The sequence below is a fragment of the Pseudomonas sp. F-14 TE3482 genome, assembly GCF_053629455.1.
On record NZ_JBRJII010000001.1, the window covers coordinates 6,438,373 to 6,465,368 of the forward strand.

Here is a 26,996-nt window from a genome sequence, read left to right on the forward strand (position 1 = left end):
AAAGTCCTCACGTAATCAATAAGGCCTGACGGCCAACACCTGTATAAGTAGCCAGTATTATTCCACAGCGTTTCAGGATCGCCTACCCCTGATTTGAGATTTCTCCAGTGGCATGGCGCAGCAGCCCCTCTAGCGCGGCCTTCACCGTTTGTCGGCGGACCTCGTCACGGTTACCGGCAAAGTATTGCACCTCGCTGAATACCTGCTCACCCACGCCCCAGGCCAGCCACACCGTGCCCACGGGCTTGCTCGGCGAACCGCCATCCGGCCCGGCCACACCGCTAACGGCCACGGCAAAACGCGCCCGGCTTTTTTCCTGCGCGCCGCGGACCATGGCCTCGACCACCTCGCGACTGACCGCCCCGACAGTTGGAAACAACTCAGCCGGGACATCCAGTTGCTGGGTTTTCTGACGGTTGGAGTAGGTGACATAACCGGCCTCGAACCACGCCGAACTCCCCGGAATACGGGTGATCGCCTCGGCAATCCCGCCACCGGTACAGGATTCGGCGGTGGTGACGTGGGCATTGAGAATCTGCAAGCGTCTGCCAAGTTCAGCGGCCAGCTGAGTGATATCTTTCACGGCTCTCTCCTGATCGAGCGGAATGAGGCCTACCGTACACGAGCCGATCACGCTTGCAAGGTTCAGGATCGATCAAAATGTTAGCGAACGAGGGCTCTGACATAGGCCTGACACGCCTGCAGGGCAATCAGCCCGCTATCGCCCGCGTCGGTGATGGCGATAATTCGTTGAGCATGCGCCGGGTCAAGTCGGGCTCGCGGGGGGCCATGATCCACGTCGCCGGCGCTGGAGGCGGCTGGCACTGCACAGGTTGAGGTAGCGTCATGGGCATCAAGGAGGACTGACAAGCGCACATCAGCAGTGGCAAGACGATCGCGCAAGCGACCTTGATCACGTTCGGCATTGCTAAGCGCTCGATAATGGGTTTGCTCACTGGCCGAAAGCCGCTGTTCCAGGGCCAGATGCTTGTTCTGCTCGGCCTGTTGCTGGGTAGCGGCGGCCAGAGTCAGTTGATTGAGAGTCTCGGCGTGCAGCCTGGCCTGCTCCGCCAGTTGCCGGCCGTAGCGCCAATCCTGAAACTGCCAGGCGAGCGCTGCCGAACAACCGGCCAGCACCAGCAGACCGATCAGTCGCCAGCCGATCAGACCGAAGGCTGGCATAACACCGCCCTCGCCCGCGCCCAGATTTCCAGACGATCCTGCAAGCCGTTCAACCCACCGTTGATACGGCGGGTGATGCTGTTGAACTGATCGCGGTCAGCCAATTCATTCAAACCGTTCTGTTCCCAGAACCATGCTGCAGATTCGGCGGCCCATTGGGGCTGTTCCAGTAGTTCAGGCTGGGACAGCAGACGCTCATCGCCAAACAGGCCGAGGCTGCAGTGCCGGTAGTTGTTGCGGCCGGTGATCTGGATCAGGCCTCGGCCACGGTACTTTTGACCGTCGCCGTCGGGTTCCGGGGTGTTGCCCAAACGGATGGCCAGGGTACCGGTGTCGTATTTGCTCAGGTATTGAGTGCTGCCCAGTTCACGTACGTACTGTAATTGCCCCGATTCGTGACCGACTTGTGCGAGGAAGGCGGCGATGCGTTTGGGGGTGTTGATGTTGCGGTGAGACATGGCGGTGTTCAGGGCGGAAATGAAAACGCCCGCTTGGTGGCGGGCGTTGGGCATAACGAGCTGTAGTTGTTGCTGCGTAACGGTCATATAGCTCCCAAAAGTCGTCCCCTGTACAGGCCCTGACCAGTGTCTGGTTCGTGTCAAAGATATTCAGCCAGCCAAAGTGGCGCACTGGGTCGATGCTCGCTGAAAGGAAAGAATGACCCTTGCGGCCAATCCCGAAGTGCACGGCGATAAGCCTGCAATTCGGCATATTGCTCGGTGGTCAACGTCGTGCCGCCGCCATCCTCCAGTTCATCCCTGTCGCGAGCGACCATACTGTCAGTGGCCGATAACTGGCTATCACGCCAAAGACGCTCGGCCTTCGCGGCTTCCTCCGGCGCAAGGGGTGGTGTATCCACAAGAACGGGATAGCCGTTATCGGCCCGCACCGAAATCATTTTCGGGGTTACAGCCAACTGTTGGAGTAACGAAATCCAATAAGCCTGAGGGATTTCTATGACATCGGAAGGGATATCCGACGCATTGATTCCTGGAACATAAACACCACAGGTACTTGCGCTAAACAAAACATTGAACGCGTTCATTCAATAGCCCTTTGCAAAATAGGTGACACCCCATCCGGCCCTGACAGAACCGCCCATGTCCCGAACTTTCAATCGGCAACTCTGTTTTGTGGCAGTACCGGCCAGCATGATAACCATCGCCCCGTCACCGCCAACATGAGTGGCAACGACAGAAACAAAGGCGGTTGGAAATGAAATTGGAAAAGTGATAAAAACCTCTCCATTAGCATCCGTCGTACCGTAACCCCATTGATCAATATTGCCGCTGGAGTATTTCTGGTAACCGGGGTTGCCGGTCATGCCGGAGAACAATGATGCATATTTCAAACTGACGGTGCCGCCAACCAACCGCCATTGATTCTCCAGCTTGAGAAACTCAGCTGTTTCTCCCACCCCGAGAACAATGGAACCTACCACACCATTTGAAGCCTTGACGGTGTCCGAGCCTGGCGCTGCCGAGACCGTCAGGGCACCTGACCCGGCATTGACGACGTTCATTGTGGACGCATGGGCAATACCAGCGGTGGCAGGCAGCGTCGCGGTAATCGGTGTATTACTGGAGAAGCTGCTGACACCACCAATGTTGGAAACTGTCAGTACCGCACTGTCGGCATAGGATGCGAAGCCAGAGAACTGCAGACCGCTACGGTTTACAAATGCAGTCGTTGCGACGCTATTGTCATTGTCGAATTGTGGGGCCGTAACAAACAGACCACTGCCACGCAATGCTGCCAGAAGCTGGTTATGGAGCCCTTCCGCAGGGGTTATCCCTGCGACCTGGATAACACTTAATAATTCTTGGGTAATGCCATTACCCCAACTTGCCGGAATCAAAGATCCAGGCGTACCCATTACCGGGTCTTCATCGACAAACTTCCCATCAACCAATCCGGCGCTGGGGATACTTTTTGGGTAGTCCACTTTTTTCTCTCGCTATAGGCCATACACGGAATATTTACTGCCTTTGATCGAGCCAGGAACAAGCGGCCAAGCGATCTCAGTTGGAAAACTCGTTTGTTGCTCAATACGGTTCAGCTCAACGCTGTAGAGTTTCCACTCCATCAGCGCCAACTGCTCATCGTGATAGGTATCGCCAATGTCCTCGGCATATTGAAGTGGCGCTATACGAAAAACTGCATCGCGAAGAAGAGTGTCACGCTTGGCCAATGCCTGAACTCTGATATCAGACAGGCGAGCTACATCGTCAAGTTCCCAGCCATTGTCGCTCCAAACGTAGTAATCACCCGGCCATGGTTCGGTTGTAAAAATTTCCGGCAACTCGCCGAATTCACTCCAAAGCTGTTGATCCCCACCTTCTTTTCGATAAACCAAACCACGGCGATCTATTACTTCTCGAGGAACATTATTCACCAGCGCCCAGGCACGGCCGCTTTCCGCTGGTGGGAGTTCGAATGAAAGCTCAACGGCATTACTGGGTAGTTGAATACCGATACCCGGCGTGACGGGAAACTCTACGGGCCCCGACAAGGCGCCCGAGCTATCAAATATATAATTAAACATGGACACCTCAGATAAGTTTTATACGGCCGGGATAGGCGATGTTGCGAGGACGCGTGACGCCACCGTGGTTAATCAAATCACCATCGGAAATTTGCAAAATGGGCGGGGGAGATGTGATGTATTTGACGGTTGCACCGGCGTAATCGGTGTAATTCCCTGTATCAAGACCCAGCTGAGCCTTTTGACTATTGATATGCGACGCAAACAGAATGTTGTCAGCGATACCATTATCGCCCTGTACCAATGAGCCTTTTTGCCAGGAGCCTGGAGCTCGAGCCGGATCAACATCGCGTCCCTCAGCCAGTAAACGAAGAAACTCTCCACGGGCCTCCGGTGTTCGAAACGTTGTCGAACCATCTCCAGGCGTCCACGCGCCGCCACGGTCATTTTCGGAACGCAACATGCCCGACTGTTGTGCATGATCCCAAAGCCATGGCCATTCGGCGCGATTGAGCAGAGTTCCATTGAGCGCACCATAGCCACCAGGCACCACCACCGTAGTCGTCTCAAAAACAACCCGTCCAAGCGTAGTGCCGTCAAACCGTCCAACTGGCCACCAACTACCCGCTGGGTCACTGCGCAGGTGCCACCAATCGCCCGCCCCCATCAACACCAAAAACGGATAGCCGCCCGCATTCAAATGGGTATGAAACTTGATAGAGTCCGATCCCGCACACTGGATAACCAAACGATTGCCGCTGTTATCAACACGTCTAACGATAACGTCGCGCACGCCCAACGAGACATTGGCTGGCGGCAGACTGACGGTGGCGCCCCCCGAACGGGCATCAATCAACACAAGACCAAGTTCTTCGACGGTCAGAGCTTTTGATGCGGTTAGCGGCGTGATCACCGAATACATCGGATTGGCCTTGCCAATGATCGCCAGGATAGCCTTGAGCAGTTGATTGTTGTCCACTTCGGAGGGTGCCAGACCGCCCCCGGTAATCACGCCCAGGACCTCTTGCGTGACACTGTTCCCCCACACTGCCGGAATCAATGAACCCGGCGTCCCGGCGACGGGGTTTTCATCGACAAACTGGCCATTCACCAATCCGACGCTGGGTACACTTTTTGGATAATCCATATATTTATCCTCCTTCTGAAAAACAAATAACCGGACTGCATGCCGCGTTGGATGCAGCGGCGGCCCAGGTCGCAATGAGCAAAAAAAAGCCCACTCGGTGAGTGGGCGCAACGTCGGTCGAACTGAATGAGCGAATAAGATCGAACCTTTCTCGATTAATCTTCCAGCTCCATAACTAATTTGCGAATAGCCATAACCGCCTCATCACTGGCGTCCCTGGCCAAGTCCATCTTGCCCTTGGCGGCATGAGTCTTGATTCTCTCTTTGGCCTTCAATCGAATAGTGCGAAGCGTCAGTAAACTTTCGTTGAACTGAGCGGCTTTTTCGAGAATCTCGTCGGCGGCCTGTCTGGCAGTTCGGCCTTTGACGACCCAAGCGGATATAGCCAGTGGCACGGCCTTTTTGGGATAACCCTCATCCTTGAATGCCTGCGCATGCGTCGCAGCTCTCGCATACTCCAAGGTGAGAAGCGGATCGCCAGCAATAGCCTGGCGAGCGCTGTCTGCCGCCGCGTCCACCCGGGCACAAAGTTGCTCGGCGTTCAGATTCTGCAATTCCGCCATATCTGCGGTGTCCAGTGACCACTGAGCACCGTCCCAGCGATGAGCTGGTGAGGGTTGAGGTATTTCGACTTTTGTCAGCTCACCATTAAATACAAGGTGCGGTAACTCTTTCTGAACCCATTGCTCAGCAGTGACCTGTAGAACGCCATTAGCGACCGAGGGGGCAGCGTAAGCAAATAGTTCGGTGTCTTGCCATTCAATGACCAAGCCTGTAGTACGGCAATAAAGCACTTGTTTTGTCATGTTTTCACCACTCGATGATCATAAGGCCAGGTGCTCCCTGACCTCCGGGCTGCCCGCTGCCGACGCCAGAAATGTAATAACCGCCGGCACCACTCCCCCCGGCACCGAAGCCGTAGGCCGATTTCCCGGGAAACCCTGTGCTCGTAGCCGAACGAGCAGAGCTGCCTCCAGTACCAAAGGGTCCACTTGCTCCGTGCCCCCCGTAGCCGGCCGCCATATTGGAGGTGGTATCTGTTGCGTCCCCTCCTGCTGGAAAGCCTGCACCACCACTGGGGCCGCCAATCAAACCACCTGCGTTGAGGCCCGAAACACCAGGGCTGCCGCCAGACAACACCAACAGCGCACCTGAAGTGCCCACCAGCGTGTTGCCTCCCGCAGTGGCAGCCACGGTGACGCTTGCACCCATGCCCGCCGCCCCGATCACAATCGGGATCACCTGCCCTGGCGTCACCGCCACCATCAGTTTGATCACCGGTTGACCTGCCCCGCCACCGCTGCCGCCTGAAGCTGTAGCGCTGGTGCCTCCCGGGCAAGCACCGCCACCGCCACCGCCAGCACAACCGCTGAGCCAAATCTTCGTCACGCCGGCAGGCACAGTAAAGCTGCCGTTTGCGGTGAATCGCTGGATCCCAAGGCCGGCAGTCGAACGACTGATGCTGCGAATGGCACTCAAGAGTTGCGTCAGATTTGACTCGCTGGGCGTCATCCCGGCGGCACTAATCACCTCAAGAATTTCACCCGTCACCCCATTCCCCCAGTCCGCCGGAATCAACGACCCCGGCGTCCCGGTCAGCGGGTTCTCATCCACAAACTTCCCATTCACCAACCCTGCGCTGGGCACACTCTTCGGATAATCCATCCCTCTACTCCCTAGTCATAATTGATGTGCACTTTGGTATGCGCCGGTGCGCTGCGGTGGATCAGGCATTCCAGTGCCGAGCCCGGATTCACGCCAAATCGTTCGCCCCAGTAACTGGCGCCAAAACGTCGTCCCAGCAGCAATCGCCCACCGGTGTTGAGCGTCCACATGAACTGCGCTTCCCAGGTGCCCCAGTGCGCCGCACCGAAACGCGAGCGCCCCATGCGCGGGGCTTCCAGTTCGGTGATAGTGGCGTTCGGGTAGCCCTGGCTCTTGGCGATTTCGAGGTAGTAGCCGACGGCCTGACTGCCGACTGCGAGCAAGCGACGACGTACCGCGAGGCGGCGGTCGTCGAACAGTGGCGTAGCGCCGAGGCACGGGTCGGGCAGGTTCATCACCCGCTCCCAGTCCGGCACCAGTTCGCTGACGCCGGCCGGGTCCATTTCGTTGAGCAGGTCGGCGGCGCGGGCGTCCAGGCGCGCCAGTTCCTGGGCGACGTCTTCGAGGACTTCTTCGAGTTCCGGCACCCGTTCAGGGTCCCAGGCCGGGCCGCTGGGCAGCAGGCTGCGCAGTTGGGCGTGGTATTGCGCGGCGGTTCTTATGCCCCCCATACACAACCTCCGAAAGTCAGCAGCTCATTGGGTGCAGCTTCCACATCAGCGACGGGCGAGATGAGCGTGTGGTCGTTTTCGCCGCTGGTGCTGCTGATCGCTTCACGGATGTGACTGATCAACAACTTCTGGCCGAGGTCGGCTTCGCGGTTGTGCAGGTCGCGCAGTTGCGCTTCGACGGCGGCGCGTATGGCACTGGTGTCGGGGGTCAATGTCAGGCGATACGTCACCGGCACCTGCACTGGCGGGCGCACATGTACTTGGGCGGTGACGGGGCGCAGTGGCTCGATGTAAGCCTGGACTTCGGCCAGTTGCTCTTCATTCGGCACCGGTTGCGGATCGTCGTCACGCATGATGTACAGGCCGACCGTGCCCGGTCCCAAAAAGCCGCCACGACACCAGGCGCGGGTCACGCCCGGGCATTCAAGCGCCCAGGTTTCATAGTCCTGGGCCGAACCGCCATGGGGGATGATGCGGTAGGAGCGGATCACTCGCGCACGCATCGACTCCAGGCTTTCTCGCGCCACCCCGCCGTTCAATCCCGGCGCCAGCACCGTGAAGCTATTGCCGACAATGCCGGCAATCGGTTGCACCGGAATCAGCGCCAGACCGGCCTCGGCATTGCCCAGACTGCCGGCCTCGAGCGCGGCGATGGTGGTGCTGTTGAGGCCATTGCTGGTGGTGCGAGCGGCGGTCACTTTGTAGGTGCGACCGTCGCTCGATTGCAGCAGGGTGTCGACGTCCAGCACGGCACCGGCGCTGGCGGTAAAGCTGACGCTGCCGCTGGCCGCTTGTGCGGCTTTGCGCGGCTGGTTCAGACGCAGTGCGGCGATCCGTTCAAGGGTCGATTCATCGGCCTTGTCCGGGAGGATCTGCTCGGCGATCCAGTCCAGGTAGCCATACAGGCCATAGGCAGCGCCACCGAGGGTGCGCGCCAGCACTTGCGCATCGGACTGGCGCAGCGAATCGCTGGCCAGGTCGCTTTGGGTGCGCTTGATCAGCACCGGCAGCGAAGGAGTTTCAAACGGCATAGATCACCTGCCAACTGTTATCAGGGTTGATGTCCAGGCGCTCGCCATCGGCCAGGGTCAGGACCGTGCGCAGGTTCAGGCGCTGGGCGTCGAGGCGTTCGCTGGTGATGTCGATGGCGCTGCAATGGCCGTCATCGATCAGCCATTGCAGGGCTTCGCGGGCATAGAACTCGGCGTCCATCTGGGTTTGTCGGGTCAATTTGACCCGGCGCAGCAGCCACAGACGCGAACCGATGCGGTCGTCGGCAACGGTAGGAAAAGTGTCGCCCCACCAGCCGAAACGTTCTTCGTCATCGAGGGCATCGTCATCGGCGGCGCGGCGCCAGGTGAACAGGCTGATCAGCACTGAGCGGGTCAGTGCGGCGTGGAGGTTTTGGCTGATGAACATCACTGCCCTCCTGCCGGTACGCCGGTCTGGCCGTTGCCCGCTTGAACGCCGACATGCACGTGTTTGATCTGGCTGATGCCGCCGGCAATCTGGTCGCCCTGGGAGACGATCTTGCCGGTCTGGTTGATGGCCGGCGTGTCGATGTTCACCGCGCTGCTGGCGCGGATGTTCAGGGTGGCGGTTTCGATGTCGATGATCCGCCCGCGCTTGAAGTGAATTTTGTCGCCTTCATCGGTGTAGATCGCCACTTCACCAGCGGCCAGGGACTGCAGGCGATAGCGACGGTCGGCGACCACCAGCACGATGGCGTGGGAGCGATCACCGCCCAGAAAGGTGGCGATACCTTCGGCGCCGGCCAGCGGATTGCTGGTGAAACCGTAGGGTTCGAAGTGCTCCATGTCGTCGTTCACTTCGCCGGCGGTGAGGCGCATTTGCAGCGATTGAAGCTTGGTGGCCGAGTTGGCGAGCACGACAGTGCCGCGCGCCAGGAGGCGTGTCAGTAGGCTCATTGGATTTTCCTTGAAGGCGACCGCCGCTCTTGTGGGAGCTGGCTTGCCTGCGAAAGCGGCGTATCAGTCACCTTGATGTTGAATGTGCCGCCGCCATCGCGGGCAAGCCCGCTCCCACAGGGTCGGGTGCCGGGATCAGGCCTTTTTGGGAGGCTCGGGATTGGCGTCAAAGGTATGCGGCGGTGCGACTTGCAGGGTGGTGACCGAGCCTTGCGCCGATAGCGAGTAGGTCACCTTCGAGATCAACATGTCGTCATCGAACCCGAGTACCGGATCCTTGACCCTGACCAGCGTGTTGTGGCGCCACAAGTCGCCGTTCGACTGGCGCCAGCCTTGCACCTGGTAAGTGGTGGTCAACGCCTTGCCCACGCGGGTGGCGGCTTCCCAGTTGGCCCGTTGCAAGGCGAGATCGGGATTGATCTGCATGCCTTCGTTGATCACCGTGACCCGCCGACGTTTGTAGCTCAGGTCGGCGGACACCGATTCAACCTCGCTGACCGCTGCCCCGCTCTTCTTGTCCGTGCCCTTGTGTTGACCGATCACCCGGTATTCGGAGAACACCTGGCTGTAATCCATTGGCGCGTTGGCCGACAGAATATTTTTGCCCAACTCCAGCGCATCGCTGGCCCGGCCACCACTGCCAGGCCGGGCCAGCACCAGCCGGCCCTGGGCATCATCGGTAGAAAACACCCGGAACAAGGTCAGCAAGCGGTCGATGGATTGAAACACCGTTTCCCCCGGCACAATGGTGTGACTGCTGAGCCGGGCGGTTTCGGGAATTTCGCTGACCACAAAGACCTTGTAGGTGATCGCCAACGCTTCGACGATGCTCAACAGCGATTGCTCATGCCATTGATTCGGGCGGTTGGTCGCGGCGCAATCCACCAGATCCTGGGTGCAGGAACTGCCTTCGATGTTCAGGCTGATCTGCCGTCCGTCATAACTGATCGGGGCCTTGAACACATACCCGGTCAGCACCAGATCCTGGCCGATGCGCACTTCACAGGCGTCACCGGGCTGTATCCGTTTATCCACCGTCTGCCCCGGCCATTGCCAGGTGATGTTGAGTTTAAAGGTGCGGAACTGGCGCTCCAGATCCGCAGTGATTTCCACGCTTTTCCAGCCACCGTATTCCAGGCCGCCGACGGTCAGGGTGACCCGGTTATCCATGTCGTTCATGGTTCACGTCCCGGAAACTTTCACATCGTTCGGCGGCAGGAACAACGGATGGGCAACACCGTTGCGCTGAGTCACTTCCGTGACCCGCGTGGCATCGGCAAATTGCCGATAGGCCACAACGACGGCAGGCAAGCTCTCTTGAAAAGATTTGCTGACCAGTCGCACGCCGGACGACGCCACAGCTTTTAGGTGCGCATTCAATTTCTGCTTCAGATCGTTGATGGCCTGATAGTGCGCGGGGCTGGCCTTGTTCAGTGCCAGTTGGATCGCTTCGTTCAACTCCTTTTGCAGCAACTGCAAATCGTCGGTGACCGGCACTTCCTGACGGGTGACCGGCTGCAGCGTCTGATGATCCAGCGACGGCTGTGACGTCAGTTTCACCGGCGTTGACGCCACTGGCATCGACGCGACCCATTGCGCCACTTTCACCAGCAGCGTGTCCTGCACCAGATCGGCCATGGCTTGCGCCGCCGCCGTGGTGTCCTTGCCGGTGGTGAGCTTCGGTGCATCGGCCTTGCGGATGGCTTCGATCTGCTGGGAAACGTTGGCAATCACGCCGCGATAGCCCTCCTTTGCGAAGTCCTTGAGTTCCTGAATGTCGCCGAGCAAGCCCTTGAATTCCGCCACCACTTCCTTGGGCAATTCCTTGACCGCTTTGACCAGCTCGCTGATCTGCCGGTACTCCTCGATCAACGGTTTGAGCTGTTCCTGGATCACTTCATAGACCCCGGTCAGGCTGTTGCGCAGATTGGCGATGCCGATCCGTGCGGCCTTGATCAGGGTCATGGCCTGTTCGAAGCGCGCCACCGCCGAGCCCAGCAGCGTGTCCGCCGAAGACAGCAGCAGCTTTTGCGTGCTGACCGTGGCCGTCGGAAATTGCAGCGGTTGATCGGGGTAGAACTTCAGGGCGAAAGTCACCAGCCCGCCGTCCTGGCGGGTCTGTGTCATGTCGCATTCACCGACCTTGACTTGCATCCGCCCCAACCACGGATGGACCAGTTCACCACTGCCCTGCTCCAACGCCTTGAGCAGCTTGTCGCGCTGCTCCAGGCAATCGGCGCCGACGATGAATGCCGTCAGGTCGTGGATCTTCGCCTGCTGGCCAAGGCCCTCGAAAAACGGCTGGTCACGTTGCGGATACTCGTGCAACTGGCCCTTGTGGCCGACCGGGGTTTTCGCCTGATCGACCCAAAAACCGACACCGCGAAAGGATGCCGGCAACAAACGGTCACGCCAGTTCATTGGAACCTCCCAGAGACAACGAGCGATAGCCGATGCGCGAATTGAGCGACAGCCCCGGTTGATTGGTTTGCGGTTGATCGGTGCGCAGCCCGGCCGGCGCGTTTTCGAAGCGCACGGTCAGGCCGCCTTCGAGTTGCGTGCGGTTGTTGGCGGCACTTTGCTGGATCAGGGCGCTGGAGGTTTGTGGCAACGAGCCCTGCGACGCATTGCTGGCCGCTGGTGCAGGGCCTGCACCGAAGAATGCTGGTGCCAATTCGCCCTTGCCTTCGGCATTGGTCTGACGCTGTGCTTGGGTCAGGGTTTCGACTTTGCCGGTGACGTTGGCGATCAAGCCGGCGAAGCCACCGTCGAACAGTTCCTTGATCGGCGCGATCACGGTTTGCAGCTTCTGCCACAACTCGCCGAACCACTCGGTGATCGGCCCCCAGTGCTTGATGATCTGCTCCAACGGTTTCCACTCGAACAGGTTGTGCAGGAAGTCCAGCATCGGCGCGGCCAGTGCCTGGACCACGCCCCACAGCGCCGAAAACACTTCGCTGACCGGCTGCCAGTACATCGCGATCTGGTCCAGTGGCGACCATTCGAACAGGCCCGTGAAGAAGCCTTTGACCTGTTGCACCGACGCTTGCAGCGCGGCCCAGATTGGTTCGAAGAAGGTGACGACACCGCCCCAGGCACTGGCGATCATCTCCATCGGAAAGAAATCGAACAACGTACGCAGGACGTCGCTGGTGATCTGCGCTGCCGCTTGCAGCCTGGTCCACATCGGCTCGAAGAAACCGACGACACCGCCCCAGGCACTGTTGATCATCTCCATTGGCGAGAAGTCGAACAGGCCCCTGAGGAACGTCATCACCGGTGCGCTCAAGGCCTTGAGCAATTCCCAGATCGCCGAAAACAATCCGGTCAACGGCCCCCAGTTATCGAGGATCATGCCGTACGGCGTCCACGAGAACAGCGCCTTGAAGAAGTCGATCACCGGCGCGGTGACCGCTTTGACCTTGTCCCAGATCGCCGAGAAAAATCCACTGACCGGTTGCCACAACCCCGCTAGCGCATCCAGCGGTCGCCAGTCGAGCACCGATCGCAACAACGCCATGGCATTGGCCGCCGCGTTTTTCACCGCCTCCCATAACCCTGTGAAGAAAGCGGAAATCGGCGTCCAGTTGGCCACGATCAAACCTGCCGCTACGGCAATGCCCATGGCGATCAGCATGATCGGATTGGTCTTGAGCACCATGCTCATCAGGTCGAATACCTGGGTCGCGCCGGTCACGGCGGTTTGCATGGCCGAGAACGCAATCGCTCCCGCCGCCAATCCTTCGACCAGTTTCGGGTTGTCGTTGAGCAGGCTGCCGACCTGGGTCAGCATCGGCTCAAGCGCAACCACCAGCGTGCCGACCGCCGGCAGCAGCGCGGCATCCACGGCGGCCGAAACCTTTTCCATGGAAGCACTGAACACATTGAGATTCTGCGCGGCGGCTTTCGGTGCGGCGGGCATGTCGACGGTTTTCGCCGTCTCGCTGACCTCGGCCAGCTTGCCCTGGAATGCCGCCGCCGATTGGATGCCCTCCACGAACGGCGTGATCACGCTGCCGCCCTTGAACAGACCGCTAATATCCAGTTTGCCGAGGCCGATTTGCTCCAGGTTTTTCCTGAAGCCTTCGACTTTTGCCCGAAGGGCGCCGAGTTTGGGTGACAGTTCGTCGATGCCCGTGAGCAGCACCGACGTTTTCTCTTTCGTTTCTGTGTCTGCCATCACTGCACCTGCTGCATCGCATTGATCCGTTGCGCGTGCTCCAGCGATTCGCGGAGCACATCCAGTGGCCTGGCCATCATCTGTTCGGGGTCAACCTTCCAGAACCAGGCCAGGTCATAGGCGACTGCGATCAGGTCGGTGATGGCGCCGACGCCGCACTCATGAAAAAACTCGCGACAGCCCAACTCAACGCGTTGAGGTCAGCCAGATCCAGCTGGTTGACCGACGACGGCGGGATGCCGGCGCACACGGCGATGTATTTGGCCGCGACGTCCATGTCGAGGCTGACCTCTTCGCTCTTGTCGATCTTGTACGGCAGCGCCTTGATCGCCCGCACTTCCTGCACCGTCGGACGGCGCAGGTTGAGTTCGGTCAAGGGCTCGCCGTGGGCTTCGATCGCCACTTGAAGCTTCACGGCGTTGCTCATTGCCAGGTCCCCTTGATGCCTTCGAATTTGAGTTCGATGGTGGCGTCATCGCCTTTGGATACCGGTTCTTCCACGAGGTAAGCGCCGGCCAGGACGTAGACTTTGCCGTTGCTGAATTCGCAGGTGACGGTCATGTCAGTGCCTGCGATCAGTTGCTTGAGCGGAAAGTCTGCGGTGTGCAGCGCCGTCACTTTGAACGATGGCGCGATATCGGTTTCCTTGTAGAAGCCCGGTACGACGGTTTCCCGTTTAACGGCCATCAAGGGCGCTTCGCAGCCGCCGTTGATGGTCAGTTGAGCGCCGTCCACTTTGACGTAGCAGGTGCCCGCAATCAGTTGCCCCATGGTGTTTCTCCCTTCAAATAAAAAGCCCACACGCGGTGGGCCGAATTCACACAGTTCCTACAGTCAAAGCGCAGCAATCAAGCTGCGTCGTCGTACTGCAGACGGAACTGGTTGAGCAGCGCGAACACGCGCAGGCCGTTGATGTAATCCGGTGGGAACAGCACGTTGACCCGGCTTGGGTCCTGCACGTCGCGCTCGACGATCAAGTGCTCGGCGAACAGCTCGGCGTTTTCCACATGGCCTTCCAGTTCGAGCCTGGCGTACTGGGCGATCAGCTCACCGCGAATAGTGCTCGGGGTCACGATCGGCTGGCCGGCGCCGAAACGGGTGCCGTCGGAGGCCAGTTTGTGGCGACCGTATTTGCTGGTGATCACGCTTTGCAGACGACGCACGATGAACGCCGACTGGTGCATGGTTTCGCTGTCCAGGTAGGAATTGTCTGCCTGGCCATAGGCGTTCTTCTGATAGGTGGTGATCGAACGCTGAATGCGCACGTAGCCGCCTTCGTAGTACGCGGTAGCGATGCCGTAGTTGAGCAACGACTGACGCTCGGTCAGGGTGAAACGCTCACTCGCCGGTGCCGGGTCGAGACCGGGCAGGCTGCCGCTTTGGGTCGGACGGCTGGCGTCGGCGGAGATAAACACCGAGGTGCGCGCAGCCAGTGCAGCGGCCTGCACCCAGAACGGTTGCGGTACGCCCGGTTCCAGCGCCTGAATGGTCATGTGCTGATCGTTACGCGCCTGACCGGCTGCCACCAGGGTACCGATGGTGCCGCGCTTGGCGCTGTAGACGTGACCAAACAATTGCTTGGCCCAGGACCAACGACCGGTGCTGTCATCCATGACGGCTTGCCAGGTATTGAGGGTCGACAGATCCGACCACGGCATGCAGATGAACTCGAACGGTTCATCGCCCAGCGCCGCCACGGCGGCCACTTGATCGGGCACACCGGCGCCGCCGGTCATGGCAGTGATTGCCAAGGTCAGGCCAGCCGGGGTTTCTTCGCCATTGCTCTTGCCCAGGCGATTGAATTGCAGGCTGATGTCGTTGCCGCTGTCGCCCGTCCATTTGGCGCTCAGGGTGACCACACCGTCGACCGCTGCCGCGCTGACCGGCAGATCGGCAGAGGCATTGATTTTCAGCGCCAGGGCTGTGGCCGCTTGCGCCGCAGTGGCACCGTTGACGATGGCCGCCTGAACACGAACGCCGCCGACGTAGAGGTTGAGCACACCGCTCTGAGTCGCCGCACCGGTCAGGGTCAGCACACCTTTGGCAACGCTGCCTTCAGTGTTGTGCAGCGGCAGGCACCAGATCTCGCCGATGGGGTCGGTCTTGCGCCAGGTTTCGTACATCGAGGCGAGCATCGAGCCCTGGCCGCCAATGCTTTTTGCCAGCGCCACGCTGGACACCAACACCAGTTTGCCGACGTCGGCCGGCGCGATGTTGTCGTTGACCTGAGCAACGATCAGGCGGCGCATGGCCGACGACGCGCTATTGGCGGCCGAGTTGTCCATTTCGGCGTAGAACAGCGGAACACGAATGTCCGCGGGGATGTTGCTGAATCCGATCGCCATTATTTGGCTCCCTGTGGTTTCGCCGCTTTCACGGCTTTGGTAGTGATATCGCCATCGGCCAGACGTCGACGCCACCAGGCGTTGTCCGGCACTTCACGGCCCTCGAGGGGCAACAGATCGCCCGCTTCCGGGTCCGGCACGACACGGCCAGGGGCCGGCAGCACGGTGATGCGTTTGCTCATGGGGTTACGTCTCCAGAGAAAGTCAGTTCCAGGCGCCCGTCGGGGCCTGGGCGTTGCAGATTGGGATCCGCCGGATCGATCGCATCGACCCGCACGGTGACCCCGGTAAAGGACGACAAGCCGTCCAGTTCGCGCTCGTGCCAACTCTCCGCCGGCTGACCCGGCAAATTGCGACCGAGCTGGAATTCGGCAAAAAAGCGCAGGCGATACAGCACGCGGCTGCTGTTGATGGAAACCAGTTCGCCGCCGTCGTACTCGATGGCGTCGTAGTCGCTGCCGGGCTTGAAACCCACCAGTGCGCGCCAGAGTTCGGCGCGTAGGTCATGCAACTGATCCAGCGCTTTTGTAGCATCCGTGGTGTCGAGTACCAGCGTCACTTCGAAGCGGTCGCGGATCGGTTGCAGCATCAGGTTTTGCGCCAGGCTTTTGCTCGCCACATCGGCGAGGGGCACCACATAAGCGCAGGGTGTTTGCAGCGGGGTGTTGGCTTGTAACGTGGCGAGGTCGATGCCGGCCGCGATGCGATTGGCCAGAGTCGGGCATTGCTCACGCAACTGCGTGATCAGGGCTGTGATCTTCATAAATCTTCACCGGGCAATAAAAAAACCCGTCGCGGCGGGTTTGAGTGAACGGTACTGGCCGTGGGAAACCCGCGTCCTTGCGGGTCAGTGCGGTTTGCACTGTGGATGACGCTCCTTCAGGTTGGGGTCTCAATGATCCTGAGGCGTATCGCGCGGTGGCACTTCGCAAACGCCAATCCGCCTGGCGGCCCAGCGTTCATAAAGCCCGATGGCCACGTCCGCCCCGGCCATCGCCGTCAGGCAGCCAAACGCCCCTGCAGCCCAGATCGACACGCCGGCGGCGTACAGCAGCATGATGGCCGAGACCCCGCAGATCATGCAGGCCCCGGAGCGCAGCGCCAGGCGCCGCAGCAGCGACCAGCCACGGGCGCCCTCCTTGTCAGCGCGCCACATTTCGCCGGACACCCCGCCCACCAGGGCGAGAACGATGACCAGCCAGATCGGCATGTCCAGCAACGCTTGTTGCTCGTTTGTCATGTCACGCCTCCTGGGGGTGATTGATGAGTGATGTGTGTTGGGATCAAGCGATGTCTCTTGAGGTAGGCATTCCAAAAAGCCCGGCATGGCCAGGCTTTTCAGTAATGCGGTCCTTCGCCTTCCTTTAATCCTGTGTTCAAAAAAGGAAGCTGACCTTTCGGCGCTACTGGCGCGGTACGAGTCCATTCAAATTGTTTTTCCGACCGCGGTCCCTGCCCGCCGGATAACTGCTTGTGGTGCTTTACGCTGCACACCCGGGTCAGTTGCCAACCCTCTGAACCGTTGAGGCCGGTTCATCGCTGCCTTTGTGATGGAACTAAAGAGCTTCGTTTCGAGCCGCCTTGTTGGGCGGCTTGAGACAAAGAATATGCATGGATGCATATACAGTCAATGCATAAATGCATTTATTTATGCATTAGAAATGCACAGGCGCATGGAAGCCCCGCAAGCAAAGGCGTTGGCGGTTTTTCGATAGGCGAAAAAAAACCCGCCGGGCAGCGGGTTTTATCTGACAGCGGTGAGATTAACGGGCGTACATGCCCCACCAGAAGACGTGACCGAGGATGACGATCTGCTCTTCCTGGATTTCCTGGAAGCCGTAGTCCTCGTCCGGATGCTCATCGCGGTTGAAGCTGCGCAGGCGAATCCCTGTCGGCAGGCGATAAAGCTGTTTCACCCGCAACTGGCCATTGTGGTTGATGGCGTAGAGGTCACCGTCGACGATGTCACCAATCCCGCATTTACCGGCATTCACCCCGACCGTGGCGCCATCGCGCAGCACCGGCAACATGCTGTTGCCGCGCACGGTCACGCATTTGGCCTGATCGAACTGCACGCCGTTATGGCGCAGGCTGCGCTTGCCGAAGCGCAGGCTAGAGCGCTCGCTCTCTTCGATGACGAATCTTCCTGATCCAGCAGCCAATTCAACCTCGCGAAGAAAGGGGACCGACACCTCGTCGTCGTCGACTGGCGTATCGTCGTCCCACAGGCTTATGTCCTTGAGTTCCGAATGCGACTCATCGCGCCCCGCGCTGGCGGCGTGCGCGACATCCGCACGGCCACGCAACTGGTCGGTGCTCACGGCGAAGTATTCGGCAATCTTCGAAATATGTTTATCCGAAGGGTCGACGATCTTCCCGCTGAGGATCCGCGAGAGAGTGGATTGAGGCACGCCGGTGCGACGGTGAAGCTCCGTGGGGGAGATCCCGTGCTGATCGAGCAGTGCTCTTAAGACGGTAGAAACATTGCGTTTTTGCATAACGTGCATAGTGCTTGATCTTTTTTCGGAAGACAAATGCTGATTTGCATATATCGTGCATAGACAGCAGAAATGTGCCTTGGCGCTTTCATGCCTGCGTAGGTCGGACCGCCCATGTTAACCTTGCGCCCATCGCGGAAAAGCCGGGCCGATGCCCCTCCTTTGCCCTACACCTTTCAACGAGTTTTCCTGAATTTCCGATGAATAAAGCCCTCTCCGATCTGTCCTCCCACACCCCGATGATGCAGCAGTACTGGCGCCTGAAGAACCAGCACCCTGATCAGCTGATGTTCTACCGCATGGGCGACTTCTACGAGATCTTCTATGAAGACGCGAAGAAGGCCGCCAAGTTGCTGGACATCACCCTGACGGCTCGTGGGCAATCGGCGGGGCAGGCGATTCCGATGTGTGGGATTCCTTACCACGCCGCGGAAGGTTACCTGGCGAAACTGGTGAAGCTCGGCGAGTCGGTGGTGATTTGTGAGCAGGTCGGCGACCCGGCCACCAGCAAAGGCCCGGTGGATCGTCAGGTGGTGCGGATCATCACCCCTGGCACAGTCAGCGATGAAGCGCTGCTGGATGAGCGCAGGGACAACCTGATCGCGGCGGTGCTGGGTGACGAGCGTCTGTTCGGGCTGGCGGTGCTGGACATCACCAGCGGCAACTTCACTGTGCTGGAGATCAAGGGCTGGGAAAACCTGTTGGCGGAACTGGAGCGGGTCAACCCGGTAGAGCTGATGATCCCGGACGACTGGCCGAAAGACCTGCCGGCGGAAAAACGTCGTGGGGTTCGTCGCCGTGCGCCGTGGGATTTTGAACGTGACTCGGCGCTGAAAAGTCTTTGCCAGCAGTTTTCCACCCAGGACCTGAAAGGTTTCGGCTGCGAGAACCTGTCCCTGGCGATCGGCGCCGCCGGTTGCCTGCTCAGCTACGCCAAGGAAACCCAGCGCACCGCCCTGCCGCATTTGCGCAGCCTGCGCCATGAACGCCTGGATGACACCGTGGTGCTGGACGGCGCGAGCCGTCGCAACCTGGAACTGGACACCAACCTGGCCGGCGGTCGCGACAACACCTTGCAATCGGTGGTCGACCGCTGCCAGACCGCCATGGGCAGCCGCTTGCTGACTCGCTGGCTGAACCGTCCGCTGCGGGATTTGACCGTATTGCTGGCGCGTCAGAGCTCGATCACCTGCCTGCTCGACGGTTACCGTTTCGAAAAGCTGCAACCGCAGCTCAAGGAAATCGGTGACATCGAGCGGATTCTGGCGCGGATCGGCCTGCGCAATGCCCGTCCTCGTGACTTGGCGCGCCTTCGCGACGCCCTCGGTGCACTGCCAGAGTTGCAAGTGGCGATGGCCGAGCTTGAAGCCCCGCACATCATTCAATTGGCGACGACCACCAGCACCTATCCGGAACTGGCGGCATTGCTGGAAAAAGCCATTATCGACAACCCGCCCGCCGTCATCCGTGACGGCGGCGTGTTGAAAACCGGTTACGACAGCGAACTCGACGAACTGCAATCGCTCAGCGAAAACGCCGGGCAGTTCCTGATCGATCTCGAAGCGCGTGAAAAGGCCCGCACCGGCCTGTCGCACTTGAAGGTCGGCTACAACCGGATTCATGGATACTTCATCGAGTTGCCGAGCAAGCAGGCCGAATCGGCGCCTGCGGACTATATTCGCCGGCAGACCCTCAAAGGTGCCGAGCGCTTCATCACGCCGGAACTGAAGGCGTTCGAAGACAAGGCGCTGTCCGCCAAGAGCCGCGCCCTGGCTCGCGAAAAGATGCTCTACGAAGCACTGCTCGAAGACCTGATCGCCCAGTTGCCGCCCTTGCAAGACACGGCCGCCGCACTGGCCGAACTGGACGTGCTTAGCAACCTCGCCGAGCGTGCATTGAACCTGGACCTGAACTGCCCACGCTTCGTCAGCGAGCCGTGCATGCGCATCACCCAGGGTCGTCACCCGGTGGTCGAGCAAGTACTCACCACGCCGTTCGTGGCCAATGACCTGAGCCTTGACGACAATACCCGCATGCTGGTGATCACCGGTCCGAACATGGGCGGTAAATCCACCTACATGCGTCAGACCGCATTGATCGTGCTACTGGCGCATATCGGCAGTTTCGTGCCGGCGGCCAGTTGCGAATTGTCCTTGGTAGACCGAATCTTCACCCGAATCGGCTCCAGCGATGACTTGGCGGGCGGGCGTTCGACCTTCATGGTTGAAATGAGCGAAACCGCGAACATTTTGCACAACGCCACCGAACGCAGCCTGGTGCTGATGGACGAAGTCGGTCGCGGCACCAGCACCTTCGACGGTCTGTCCCTGGCCTGGGCGGCGGCTGAGCGTCTCGCGCACCTGCGGGCCTACACCCTGTTCGCCACCCACTATTTCGAGCTGACAGTGCTGCCGGAAGCCCAGCCTCTGGTGGCCAACGTGCACCTCAATGCCACCGAACACAACGAACGCATCGTGTTCCTGCACCATGTGCTGCCTGGGCCTGCCAGCCAGAGCTATGGCTTGGCGGTTGCGCAGTTGGCCGGTGTACCGAGCGAAGTGATCGTGCGGGCTCGCGAGCATCTGAGCCGACTGGAATCCACAGCGCTGCCTCATGAAGTTCCGAAGCCTGCCAAAGGCAAACCGGTCACGCCGCAGCAGAGCGACATGTTCGCCAGCCTGCCGCATCCGGTGCTGGATGAACTGGCCAAACTTGATCTGGACGACATGTCACCGCGTCGTGCGCTCGAAATGCTCTATACACTAAAGACACGGATCTAACGCACTTGCCTGCAAGCTGTTAGAATCTCGCGCGGTTTGGGATGCTGCAGGCCAATAGCCTGACCTGCAGACTATCGCTCCCAAACCTGGCGACCCCAACGTGAAGGGGCTCCGCTGCCGCCGCCTGAGGAGAAAATTAGAAATGACCTTCGTCGTCACCGACAACTGCATCAAGTGCAAGTACACCGACTGCGTAGAAGTCTGTCCGGTGGACTGCTTTTACGAAGGCCCGAACTTCCTGGTGATTCACCCGGATGAGTGCATCGACTGCGCACTGTGCGAACCAGAATGCCCTGCCGTGGCCATCTTCTCCGAAGATGAAGTTCCGGAAGATATGCAGGAGTTCATTCAGCTGAACGTTGAGCTGGCGGAAATCTGGCCCAACATAACCGAGAAGAAAGAATCGTTGCCCGATGCCGAAGAGTGGGATGGCGTCAAAGGCAAGATCAAAGACCTCGAACGCTGATTACCCCCGCGTTTCCAAAAAGGCCCCTTGTGGGCCTTTTTGCTTTTCCAAAGATCAAAAGATCGCAGAAATCTCGGGTGCACGTGGTTTGTGTAGGAGCTGCCGAAGGCTGCGATCTTTTGATCTTGATGTTTTGCTTTTCTGCAGACAAAAAAAAGGGGCGGTATGACCCGCCCACATTTTTTCCCTATTCCTTGTGTTCCTTTTCATCGTCCTGATGAATCGCTTCCTGCGATGTCCGTTCCCCTCTTCCTTGAAGGGCGTGTCTATCCGTCGACACAGTTCAGATACTAGAGGATTCCCCACTAAGAGCAATCGGCCTCTGTCGCTGAAATCATCTGTCACACGCTGTTAATCTAAAAAAATAATCATATAAATCAATAATATAAACGAATACCGCAAGTTAAATAGACAACTGCCAGGGTGTAAAAATAACGAACACTTACGAAAGAGTAAGCAAAGACTTACAACACGAGACTACAAACCTGAGGTGGTGCAAAAGAACAACGCAATTCTTAAATTCCGGACAACAAAAAGCCCCAAACCAGTCGGGGCTATTCGTTACCGGTTGAGCGAATTGCTTATTGGAACAGCGACTCACTCGACAGGCCGTTTTTCTCGAGAATCTCCCGAAGACGCTTGAGGCCTTCAACCTGAATTTGCCTGACCCGCTCCCGGGTCAAGCCGATTTCCAGGCCTACGTCTTCAAGCGTGCTGCTCTCGTGACCTCGCAAGCCGAAGCGGCGAATGACCACCTCGCGTTGCTTGTCGGTCAGCTCCGAGAGCCACTGATCGATGCTCTGTGACAGGTCGTCGTCCTGCAACAGTTCGCACGGATCGGTCGGGCGGTCATCGGTAAGGGTGTCCAGCAGGGTTTTATCCGAATCCGGACCCAGCGAGACGTCGACCGAAGAAACGCGCTCGTTCAGGCCTAGCATGCGCTTGACCTCGCCTACCGGTTTCTCCAGCAGGTTGGCGATTTCTTCGGGTGAGGGTTCATGATCGAGCTTTTGAGTCAGCTCCCGTGCAGCCCGCAAGTACACATTGAGCTCTTTGACCACATGGATCGGCAACCGGATGGTCCGGGTCTGATTCATGATCGCGCGCTCGATGGTCTGACGAATCCACCAGGTGGCGTAGGTCGAAAAGCGGAAACCGCGTTCAGGATCGAACTTTTCTACTGCCCGGATCAGGCCGAGGTTGCCCTCTTCGATCAGGTCCAGCAGCGACAGCCCACGATTGACGTAACGACGGGCGATTTTCACCACCAGCCGCAGGTTGCTTTCAATCATGCGCTTGCGCCCGGCCGGATCGCCACTTTGCGACAAGCGCGCAAAATGAACTTCTTCCTCCGGGGAGAGCAATGGGGAAAAGCCGATTTCGTTGAGGTACAGCTGAGTGGCATCGAGTGCCCGTGTGTAATCGATGTACTTGTGTTGCTTAAGCGAAGCGGAGTGTTTGGATTTGGCACGAACGGAAGGTGGTGCATCCCCTTCATCATTCGACATCGAATCCGTGGCGATGCCGGTCTCCATCAGGAGAACCTCATCGTCGATGTCAAACTCCGGCACTTCTTTACTGAGAGCCATTGTTATAGTCCTTTGGTGAGTTCGACCTCAAGCTCAAGCGGCGCCTTGATCCCTGGCAACGCTGGAGCCTGTTCCCTCTACGTGACGGAACAGGCTGGCTAACAAATCAACGACGTGGCAGGAATTGCAGCGGATCTACAGGTTTACCTTGTCGGCGAATCTCAAAATGCAGTTTCACCCGGTCTGTACCCGTTGACCCCATTTCGGCAATTGTCTGTCCGACTTTGACCTGCTGCCCCTCCCGAACCAACAGCCTGCGGTTATGTCCGTAGGCACTGACGTAGGTATCGCTGTGTTTGATGATGACTAATTCGCCGTAGCCCCTTAAGCCACTCCCGGCGTATACCACCGTCCCATCAGACGCAGCTAAAACAGGCTGTCCCAAATCTCCGGCGATATCAATTCCTTTATTCAAACTACCGTTTGAAGAGAATTTACCAATCAGAATGCCACTAGAAGGCCACCCCCAGCCCGTCGGGGCCGGACCGGCAGGAGGCAGTGGAACGGGTGCCGGCTTGTTGGCGACGGACGGTGCAAGCACTGTTGTAGTGGTCGTAGCGCCATTTGCCTGGCGCCGAATTACGGTGGTTTTACTCGACGACGAAGGCGAGGAACTGGACGAACTCACTACCGCCGTCGGCGTTGAACCGCTGCGACCGTCGAAGCGAATTGTCTGACCCGGATGGATCGTGTAAGGCGTAGGAATGTTGTTCCGTGCTGCGAGGGCTTTGTAGTCCCAACCGTAGCGAAAAGCGATGGAGAACAAAGTGTCCTTGGGTCGGACAACATATTGGCCGGTGGTCACGGCCGGACGCTGGGCGACCGCGTTGTTGCGATCGACGACGCTCGCACTACCTGATTTGGTGCTGGAACATCCGACCAGCAAGGTACTCAAGACAAGGCCAGTCACCAGACGCTGAAAGCTCGTTATACCCATTCGCTGCGCAATGACTGTGAGACTCACCCGCCGCTCCCTTTGTGGTGGCTGAAAATATGGATTGCCGTGCTCCGGCACGAAATGTCGCAAGTATAACGGGCCGAACAGGCTTTAACTTTAATGAAGCGGATTCGCTTCGCGCACACGTTTGCTGCCTGAAGATGAATTGCGTTTAACCAATCGTTGCCGCTGTAAGACCCGGGCAATCGAAGAGAATTCAGCGCGCTGAAACAAATGCTCAGGCCAACGGCCCATTGAGCAATGGGACAAAGCGCACCGCCCCCAGAACACGTCTGGAAAAGCCCTGTTCCTCACGAATGATCAACATCAATTGTTGAACTTCACCGGAGCCGACCGGAATCACCAGTCGCCCACCCGGTGCCAACTGATCGAGCAGTGCCTGAGGCACATCGGTGGCCACGGCGGTGACGATGATGCCGTTGTAAGGCGCCAATGCCGGCCAGCCTTCCCAACCATCGCCCCAGCGAAATACCACGTTGCGCAGGTTCAGTTCCACCAGGCGCTCCTTGGCCCGGTCCTGCAGAACCTTGATTCGCTCCACGGAAAAAACCCGCTCGACCAATTGCGACAGCACGGCCGTCTGGTAACCCGAACCGGTGCCGATTTCCATCACCTTGTCCAACGGACCGGCTTCCAGCAGCAGCTCGCTCATGCGCGCCACCATATAAGGCTGGGAGATGGTCTGGTTATGCCCGATCGGCAGCGCCGTATCTTCATAGGCTCGATGAGACAACGCCTCATCGACGAACAGGTGACGCGGGGTGCGGCGGATGACTTCCAGTACCTTGGCGTTGGAGATTCCCTCTTCATAGAGGCGCTGAATCAGACGCTCACGGGTCCGTTGCGAGGTCATCCCGATACCGCGATGCAGAATATGATCTTGTTCACGAGCCATTAACGCAGACCCTCCAGCCAGCCATCGAGACTTCTGAAGGCATCATTAAAGGTGCGATCCAGTTGCAGTGGCGTGATTGAAACATAGCCTTGCATCACCGCATGGAAATCGGTACCCGGGCCGCCATCTTCAGCGTCCCCCGCCGCGGCTATCCAGTAACCGGATTTACCCCGCGGGTCGACCACTTTCATCGGTGCCGCAGCGCGGGCGCGATGGCCGAGGCGGGTCAGCTGGATACCGCGGATGTGCTCCAGCGGCAAGTTGGGAATGTTCACGTTCAGTACCGTGCGCGGTGGCAGATCAAGGTCCGCGTGAGCCTCTACCAGTTTGCGCGCAAAGTAAGCGGCTGTGGGAAGGTTCTCTACTTGCCGTGAGACGAACGAAAAGGCAAACGAAGGACGCCCAAGGAAGCGCCCTTCGAGGGCCGCCGCCACAGTGCCGGAATACAGCACGTCATCCCCCAGGTTGGCCCCCAGGTTGATGCCGGAAACCACCATGTCCGGCTCAAGCTCCAGCAAGCCGTTAAGGCCCAGGTGCACGCAGTCGGTGGGTGTGCCATTAAGGCTGATAAAGCCGTTGGCCAGGGTTTGCGGGTGCAACGGACGGTCGAGCGTCAGCGAGCTGCTGGCGCCGCTTTTGTCCTGGTCCGGGGCGATAACCACGCATTCGGTGTAATCCGCCAGCGCAGCATAAAGCGCGGCGAGACCGGGTGCGGTTACCCCATCGTCGTTAGAAATCAGAATACGCATGGGCTGTCCGTCTGCCCCACCGGCACCAGATCGACGAGTTCACGCACCAATACGGTGGCGAAGCATCCGGCCGGCAGGACGAATTCCAGTTGCAGAATGTCAGGCTCGGGATAATGCCACGTCAACCCGCCAATGGGCAGCCGCAGGATGCGACGTTCGTGGCTCATTCCGGCGTTAATCAACCAATCGCGCAGATCCGCTTCGCGCGCGGCGATTGCCTGCTCCAGTTCATGGACTGCGCCTGACGTCGGCGAGTCACCTTCGCCCCACTGCGGGCCGGTCGGGTGCAGGTCGAGAATCGCCAGGCGCGGGTCGCTGCATTCGGCTTCACCGGCCGGGAAGAAACTGCGGCTGTCGGTGAACGCCAGCAGATCGCCCACCTGCGCGCGCTGCCAGGTGCCATCGGCGACGCGCGCCGCCAACACTTGATTGAACAGAAAACTACGGGCGGTGGAGAGCAAACGCGAACGGACGTTGCGCTGCTCCGGCAGGGCCTTGCGCGCCGCCCAGGCACGAGCATCGACCACGTTACCGCCGTCAAAGCCGAAACGCTGGGCGCCGAAATAATTGGGAATACCTTGCTTGGCGATCAGTTGCAGACGCTCTTCGATCGCCGCCTTGTCACCGGCGAACTGGGTCAAGCGCAAGGTGAAGCCGTTGGCCGAGTGGGCACCGCGTTGCAGTTTGCGTTTATGCCGACCGGTCTTGAGGATTTTCAACGTGTCGTTTTCCGCCGCCGACAAATCAGGATCAGCCTTGCCCGGCAGTTGCACGCTGAACCACTGGCGCGTCAGCGCCTGACGGTCCTTGAGGCCGGCATAGCTGACGGTGCGCAACGGCACACCCGCCGCCTTAGCGATGCGCCGCGCCGCTTCTTCGGTATTCAGGCCGCGCTTTTCCACCCAGATCCACAGGTGTTCGCCGTCGCCGCTCAGGGGAATATCGAGGACTTCGTCGACCTGGAAATCTTCCGCCGTGGCTTTCAGCACCGCGCTGCCCAGGGATTCACCATAGGCCCGGGGGCCAAGCAATTGCGCCTCGTTCATGCGCGCAGCAACAAGGCGACGGAGTGCACGGCAATACCCTCTTCGCGACCGACAAAGCCAAGCTTTTCGGTGGTGGTAGCTTTCACGTTCACTTGATCCAACTCAACTTGAAGATCCGCGGCAATCAGCGCGCGCATCGATTCGATATGGGGGGCCATTTTCGGGGCTTGGGCGACGATGGTGTTATCGACGTTGCCGATTTTCCAGCCCTTGGCGTGGATCAGCGCGACAACGTGACGCAACAGCACACGGCTGTCGGCGCCCTTGAATTGCGGGTCGGTGTCCGGAAAATGCTTGCCGATATCACCCAGCGCGGCAGCGCCGAGCAACGCGTCGCTCAAGGCGTGCAGCAGGACGTCACCGTCGGAGTGAGCGAGCAGCCCGAAGCCGTGTGCAATCCGCACGCCGCCCAGAGTGATGAAATCGCCTTCAGCGAAACGGTGCACATCATAGCCGTGGCCAATACGCATAA

The 26,996-nt window shown here is 59.2% G+C and carries 32 protein-coding genes; 2 read left to right on the top strand and 30 right to left on the bottom strand.

Annotated elements, in window-relative coordinates; translation table 11 throughout:
* Positions 1-82: 82 nt before the first annotated feature.
* From AB7M26_RS29345 to AB7M26_RS29460, 24 genes are all read right to left on the bottom strand, one after another.
* Complete coding sequence (locus tag AB7M26_RS29345) at positions 83-583, bottom strand: CinA family protein (protein WP_123499357.1); 501 nt, start codon at positions 581-583, stop codon at positions 83-85.
* Positions 584-663: 80 nt separating this feature from the next.
* On the bottom strand, positions 664-1,182 hold the full coding sequence (locus AB7M26_RS29350; protein ID WP_123499359.1) for a lysis system i-spanin subunit Rz: 519 nt from the start codon (positions 1,180-1,182) through the stop codon (positions 664-666).
* Positions 1,164-1,727 carry a glycoside hydrolase family 19 protein gene (locus tag AB7M26_RS29355; protein ID WP_123499361.1) on the bottom strand — a complete coding sequence of 188 codons (564 nt, stop codon included), beginning with the start codon at positions 1,725-1,727 and terminating at the stop codon, positions 1,164-1,166. The genes AB7M26_RS29350 and AB7M26_RS29355 overlap by 19 nt, the downstream gene beginning before the upstream one ends.
* 53 nt (positions 1,728-1,780) lie before the next feature.
* Entirely contained in the window at positions 1,781-2,227 is a 447-nt protein-coding gene (locus AB7M26_RS29360) for a phage tail assembly chaperone (protein WP_123499363.1), read from the bottom strand.
* The gene (locus AB7M26_RS29365) at positions 2,228-3,127 is read right to left on the bottom strand and encodes a gp53-like domain-containing protein (RefSeq protein ID WP_123499364.1); all 900 of its coding nucleotides are present in this window, start codon (positions 3,125-3,127) and stop codon (positions 2,228-2,230) included.
* A gap of 12 nt (positions 3,128-3,139) precedes the next feature.
* The gene (locus tag AB7M26_RS29370; RefSeq protein ID WP_123499366.1) at positions 3,140-3,727 is read right to left on the bottom strand and encodes a tail fiber assembly protein; all 588 of its coding nucleotides are present in this window, start codon (positions 3,725-3,727) and stop codon (positions 3,140-3,142) included.
* A gap of 7 nt (positions 3,728-3,734) precedes the next feature.
* A complete protein-coding gene (locus tag AB7M26_RS29375) occupies positions 3,735-4,814 on the bottom strand; it encodes a phage tail protein (RefSeq protein WP_123499368.1) in 1,080 nt (359 codons plus the stop codon).
* A gap of 155 nt (positions 4,815-4,969) precedes the next feature.
* Complete coding sequence (locus AB7M26_RS29380) at positions 4,970-5,620, bottom strand: hypothetical protein (RefSeq protein ID WP_123501208.1); 651 nt, start codon at positions 5,618-5,620, stop codon at positions 4,970-4,972.
* Positions 5,621-5,624: 4 nt separating this feature from the next.
* Positions 5,625-6,479, bottom strand: a complete 855-nt coding sequence (locus AB7M26_RS29385) for a glycine-rich domain-containing protein (protein ID WP_123501206.1) — start codon at positions 6,477-6,479, stop codon at positions 5,625-5,627.
* 11 nt (positions 6,480-6,490) lie between these two features.
* The gene (locus AB7M26_RS29390) at positions 6,491-7,090 is read right to left on the bottom strand and encodes a YmfQ family protein (RefSeq protein ID WP_123501204.1); all 600 of its coding nucleotides are present in this window, start codon (positions 7,088-7,090) and stop codon (positions 6,491-6,493) included.
* On the bottom strand, positions 7,078-8,121 hold the full coding sequence (locus AB7M26_RS29395; protein ID WP_123501202.1) for a baseplate J/gp47 family protein: 1,044 nt from the start codon (positions 8,119-8,121) through the stop codon (positions 7,078-7,080). The genes AB7M26_RS29390 and AB7M26_RS29395 overlap by 13 nt, the downstream gene beginning before the upstream one ends.
* Positions 8,111-8,509, bottom strand: a complete 399-nt coding sequence (locus tag AB7M26_RS29400; RefSeq protein ID WP_063342654.1) for a phage GP46 family protein — start codon at positions 8,507-8,509, stop codon at positions 8,111-8,113. Before AB7M26_RS29400 ends, AB7M26_RS29395 begins: the two co-directional genes overlap by 11 nt.
* Complete coding sequence (locus AB7M26_RS29405; RefSeq protein WP_123501200.1) at positions 8,509-9,018, bottom strand: phage baseplate assembly protein V; 510 nt, start codon at positions 9,016-9,018, stop codon at positions 8,509-8,511. The genes AB7M26_RS29400 and AB7M26_RS29405 overlap by 1 nt, the downstream gene beginning before the upstream one ends.
* 135 nt (positions 9,019-9,153) lie before the next feature.
* Positions 9,154-10,197 (bottom strand): phage baseplate assembly protein, encoded by a 1,044-nt coding sequence (locus tag AB7M26_RS29410; protein ID WP_123501198.1) that lies wholly within the window; start codon positions 10,195-10,197, stop codon positions 9,154-9,156.
* 3 nt (positions 10,198-10,200) lie between these two features.
* Positions 10,201-11,439: a DNA circularization protein gene (locus AB7M26_RS29415; protein WP_123501196.1), complete on the bottom strand. Its 1,239-nt coding sequence runs from the start codon at positions 11,437-11,439 to the stop codon at positions 10,201-10,203.
* Positions 11,426-13,198, bottom strand: coding sequence for a phage tail tape measure protein (locus tag AB7M26_RS29420; RefSeq protein WP_123501194.1), 1,773 nt, complete (start codon positions 13,196-13,198; stop codon positions 11,426-11,428). Before AB7M26_RS29420 ends, AB7M26_RS29415 begins: the two co-directional genes overlap by 14 nt.
* Positions 13,198-13,383 carry a hypothetical protein gene (locus AB7M26_RS29425; protein WP_123501192.1) on the bottom strand — a complete coding sequence of 62 codons (186 nt, stop codon included), beginning with the start codon at positions 13,381-13,383 and terminating at the stop codon, positions 13,198-13,200. Before AB7M26_RS29425 ends, AB7M26_RS29420 begins: the two co-directional genes overlap by 1 nt.
* Positions 13,329-13,625 carry a phage tail assembly protein gene (locus AB7M26_RS29430; RefSeq protein WP_007907223.1) on the bottom strand — a complete coding sequence of 99 codons (297 nt, stop codon included), beginning with the start codon at positions 13,623-13,625 and terminating at the stop codon, positions 13,329-13,331. The genes AB7M26_RS29425 and AB7M26_RS29430 overlap by 55 nt, the downstream gene beginning before the upstream one ends.
* Positions 13,622-13,969, bottom strand: a complete 348-nt coding sequence (locus AB7M26_RS29435; protein WP_007907215.1) for a phage tail tube protein — start codon at positions 13,967-13,969, stop codon at positions 13,622-13,624. Before AB7M26_RS29435 ends, AB7M26_RS29430 begins: the two co-directional genes overlap by 4 nt.
* A gap of 77 nt (positions 13,970-14,046) precedes the next feature.
* Positions 14,047-15,543 (bottom strand): phage tail sheath subtilisin-like domain-containing protein, encoded by a 1,497-nt coding sequence (locus tag AB7M26_RS29440; protein ID WP_123501190.1) that lies wholly within the window; start codon positions 15,541-15,543, stop codon positions 14,047-14,049.
* Positions 15,543-15,725 carry a DUF2635 domain-containing protein gene (locus AB7M26_RS29445; protein ID WP_007907211.1) on the bottom strand — a complete coding sequence of 61 codons (183 nt, stop codon included), beginning with the start codon at positions 15,723-15,725 and terminating at the stop codon, positions 15,543-15,545. The genes AB7M26_RS29440 and AB7M26_RS29445 overlap by 1 nt, the downstream gene beginning before the upstream one ends.
* Positions 15,722-16,306: a phage tail terminator protein gene (locus AB7M26_RS29450; RefSeq protein ID WP_123501188.1), complete on the bottom strand. Its 585-nt coding sequence runs from the start codon at positions 16,304-16,306 to the stop codon at positions 15,722-15,724. Before AB7M26_RS29450 ends, AB7M26_RS29445 begins: the two co-directional genes overlap by 4 nt.
* A 129-nt stretch (positions 16,307-16,435) precedes the next feature.
* On the bottom strand, positions 16,436-16,783 hold the full coding sequence (locus AB7M26_RS29455) for a phage holin family protein (protein ID WP_123501186.1): 348 nt from the start codon (positions 16,781-16,783) through the stop codon (positions 16,436-16,438).
* Between the two features lie 523 nt (positions 16,784-17,306).
* Positions 17,307-18,041 carry an XRE family transcriptional regulator gene (locus tag AB7M26_RS29460; RefSeq protein ID WP_123501210.1) on the bottom strand — a complete coding sequence of 245 codons (735 nt, stop codon included), beginning with the start codon at positions 18,039-18,041 and terminating at the stop codon, positions 17,307-17,309.
* Positions 18,042-18,241: 200 nt separating this feature from the next.
* On the opposite strand from AB7M26_RS29460, the gene mutS reads away from it, so the two are divergent.
* Both mutS and fdxA read left to right on the top strand, forming a co-directional pair.
* Positions 18,242-20,821 (top strand): DNA mismatch repair protein MutS, encoded by a 2,580-nt coding sequence (gene mutS / locus AB7M26_RS29465; RefSeq protein WP_123501184.1) that lies wholly within the window; start codon positions 18,242-18,244, stop codon positions 20,819-20,821.
* Between the two features lie 142 nt (positions 20,822-20,963).
* Entirely contained in the window at positions 20,964-21,287 is a 324-nt protein-coding gene (gene fdxA, locus AB7M26_RS29470; protein WP_003222178.1) for a ferredoxin FdxA, read from the top strand.
* Between the two features lie 581 nt (positions 21,288-21,868).
* On the opposite strand, the gene rpoS is transcribed toward fdxA, so the two are convergent.
* The 6 genes from rpoS to ispF form a co-directional block, all read right to left on the bottom strand.
* Positions 21,869-22,876, bottom strand: a complete 1,008-nt coding sequence (rpoS, locus tag AB7M26_RS29475) for an RNA polymerase sigma factor RpoS (RefSeq protein WP_008072688.1) — start codon at positions 22,874-22,876, stop codon at positions 21,869-21,871.
* Positions 22,877-22,982: 106 nt separating this feature from the next.
* Positions 22,983-23,840, bottom strand: coding sequence for a peptidoglycan DD-metalloendopeptidase family protein (locus AB7M26_RS29480; RefSeq protein WP_123501182.1), 858 nt, complete (start codon positions 23,838-23,840; stop codon positions 22,983-22,985).
* Between the two features lie 211 nt (positions 23,841-24,051).
* Positions 24,052-24,687, bottom strand: a complete 636-nt coding sequence (locus tag AB7M26_RS29485) for a protein-L-isoaspartate(D-aspartate) O-methyltransferase (RefSeq protein ID WP_173667553.1) — start codon at positions 24,685-24,687, stop codon at positions 24,052-24,054.
* Between the two features lie 41 nt (positions 24,688-24,728).
* The gene (gene surE / locus AB7M26_RS29490; RefSeq protein WP_123501180.1) at positions 24,729-25,478 is read right to left on the bottom strand and encodes a 5'/3'-nucleotidase SurE; all 750 of its coding nucleotides are present in this window, start codon (positions 25,476-25,478) and stop codon (positions 24,729-24,731) included.
* The gene (gene truD / locus AB7M26_RS29495) at positions 25,466-26,524 is read right to left on the bottom strand and encodes a tRNA pseudouridine(13) synthase TruD (RefSeq protein WP_123501178.1); all 1,059 of its coding nucleotides are present in this window, start codon (positions 26,522-26,524) and stop codon (positions 25,466-25,468) included. The genes surE and truD overlap by 13 nt, the downstream gene beginning before the upstream one ends.
* Complete coding sequence (gene ispF, locus AB7M26_RS29500; RefSeq protein ID WP_025110868.1) at positions 26,521-26,994, bottom strand: 2-C-methyl-D-erythritol 2,4-cyclodiphosphate synthase; 474 nt, start codon at positions 26,992-26,994, stop codon at positions 26,521-26,523. The genes truD and ispF overlap by 4 nt, the downstream gene beginning before the upstream one ends.
* Positions 26,995-26,996 lie beyond the last annotated feature (2 nt).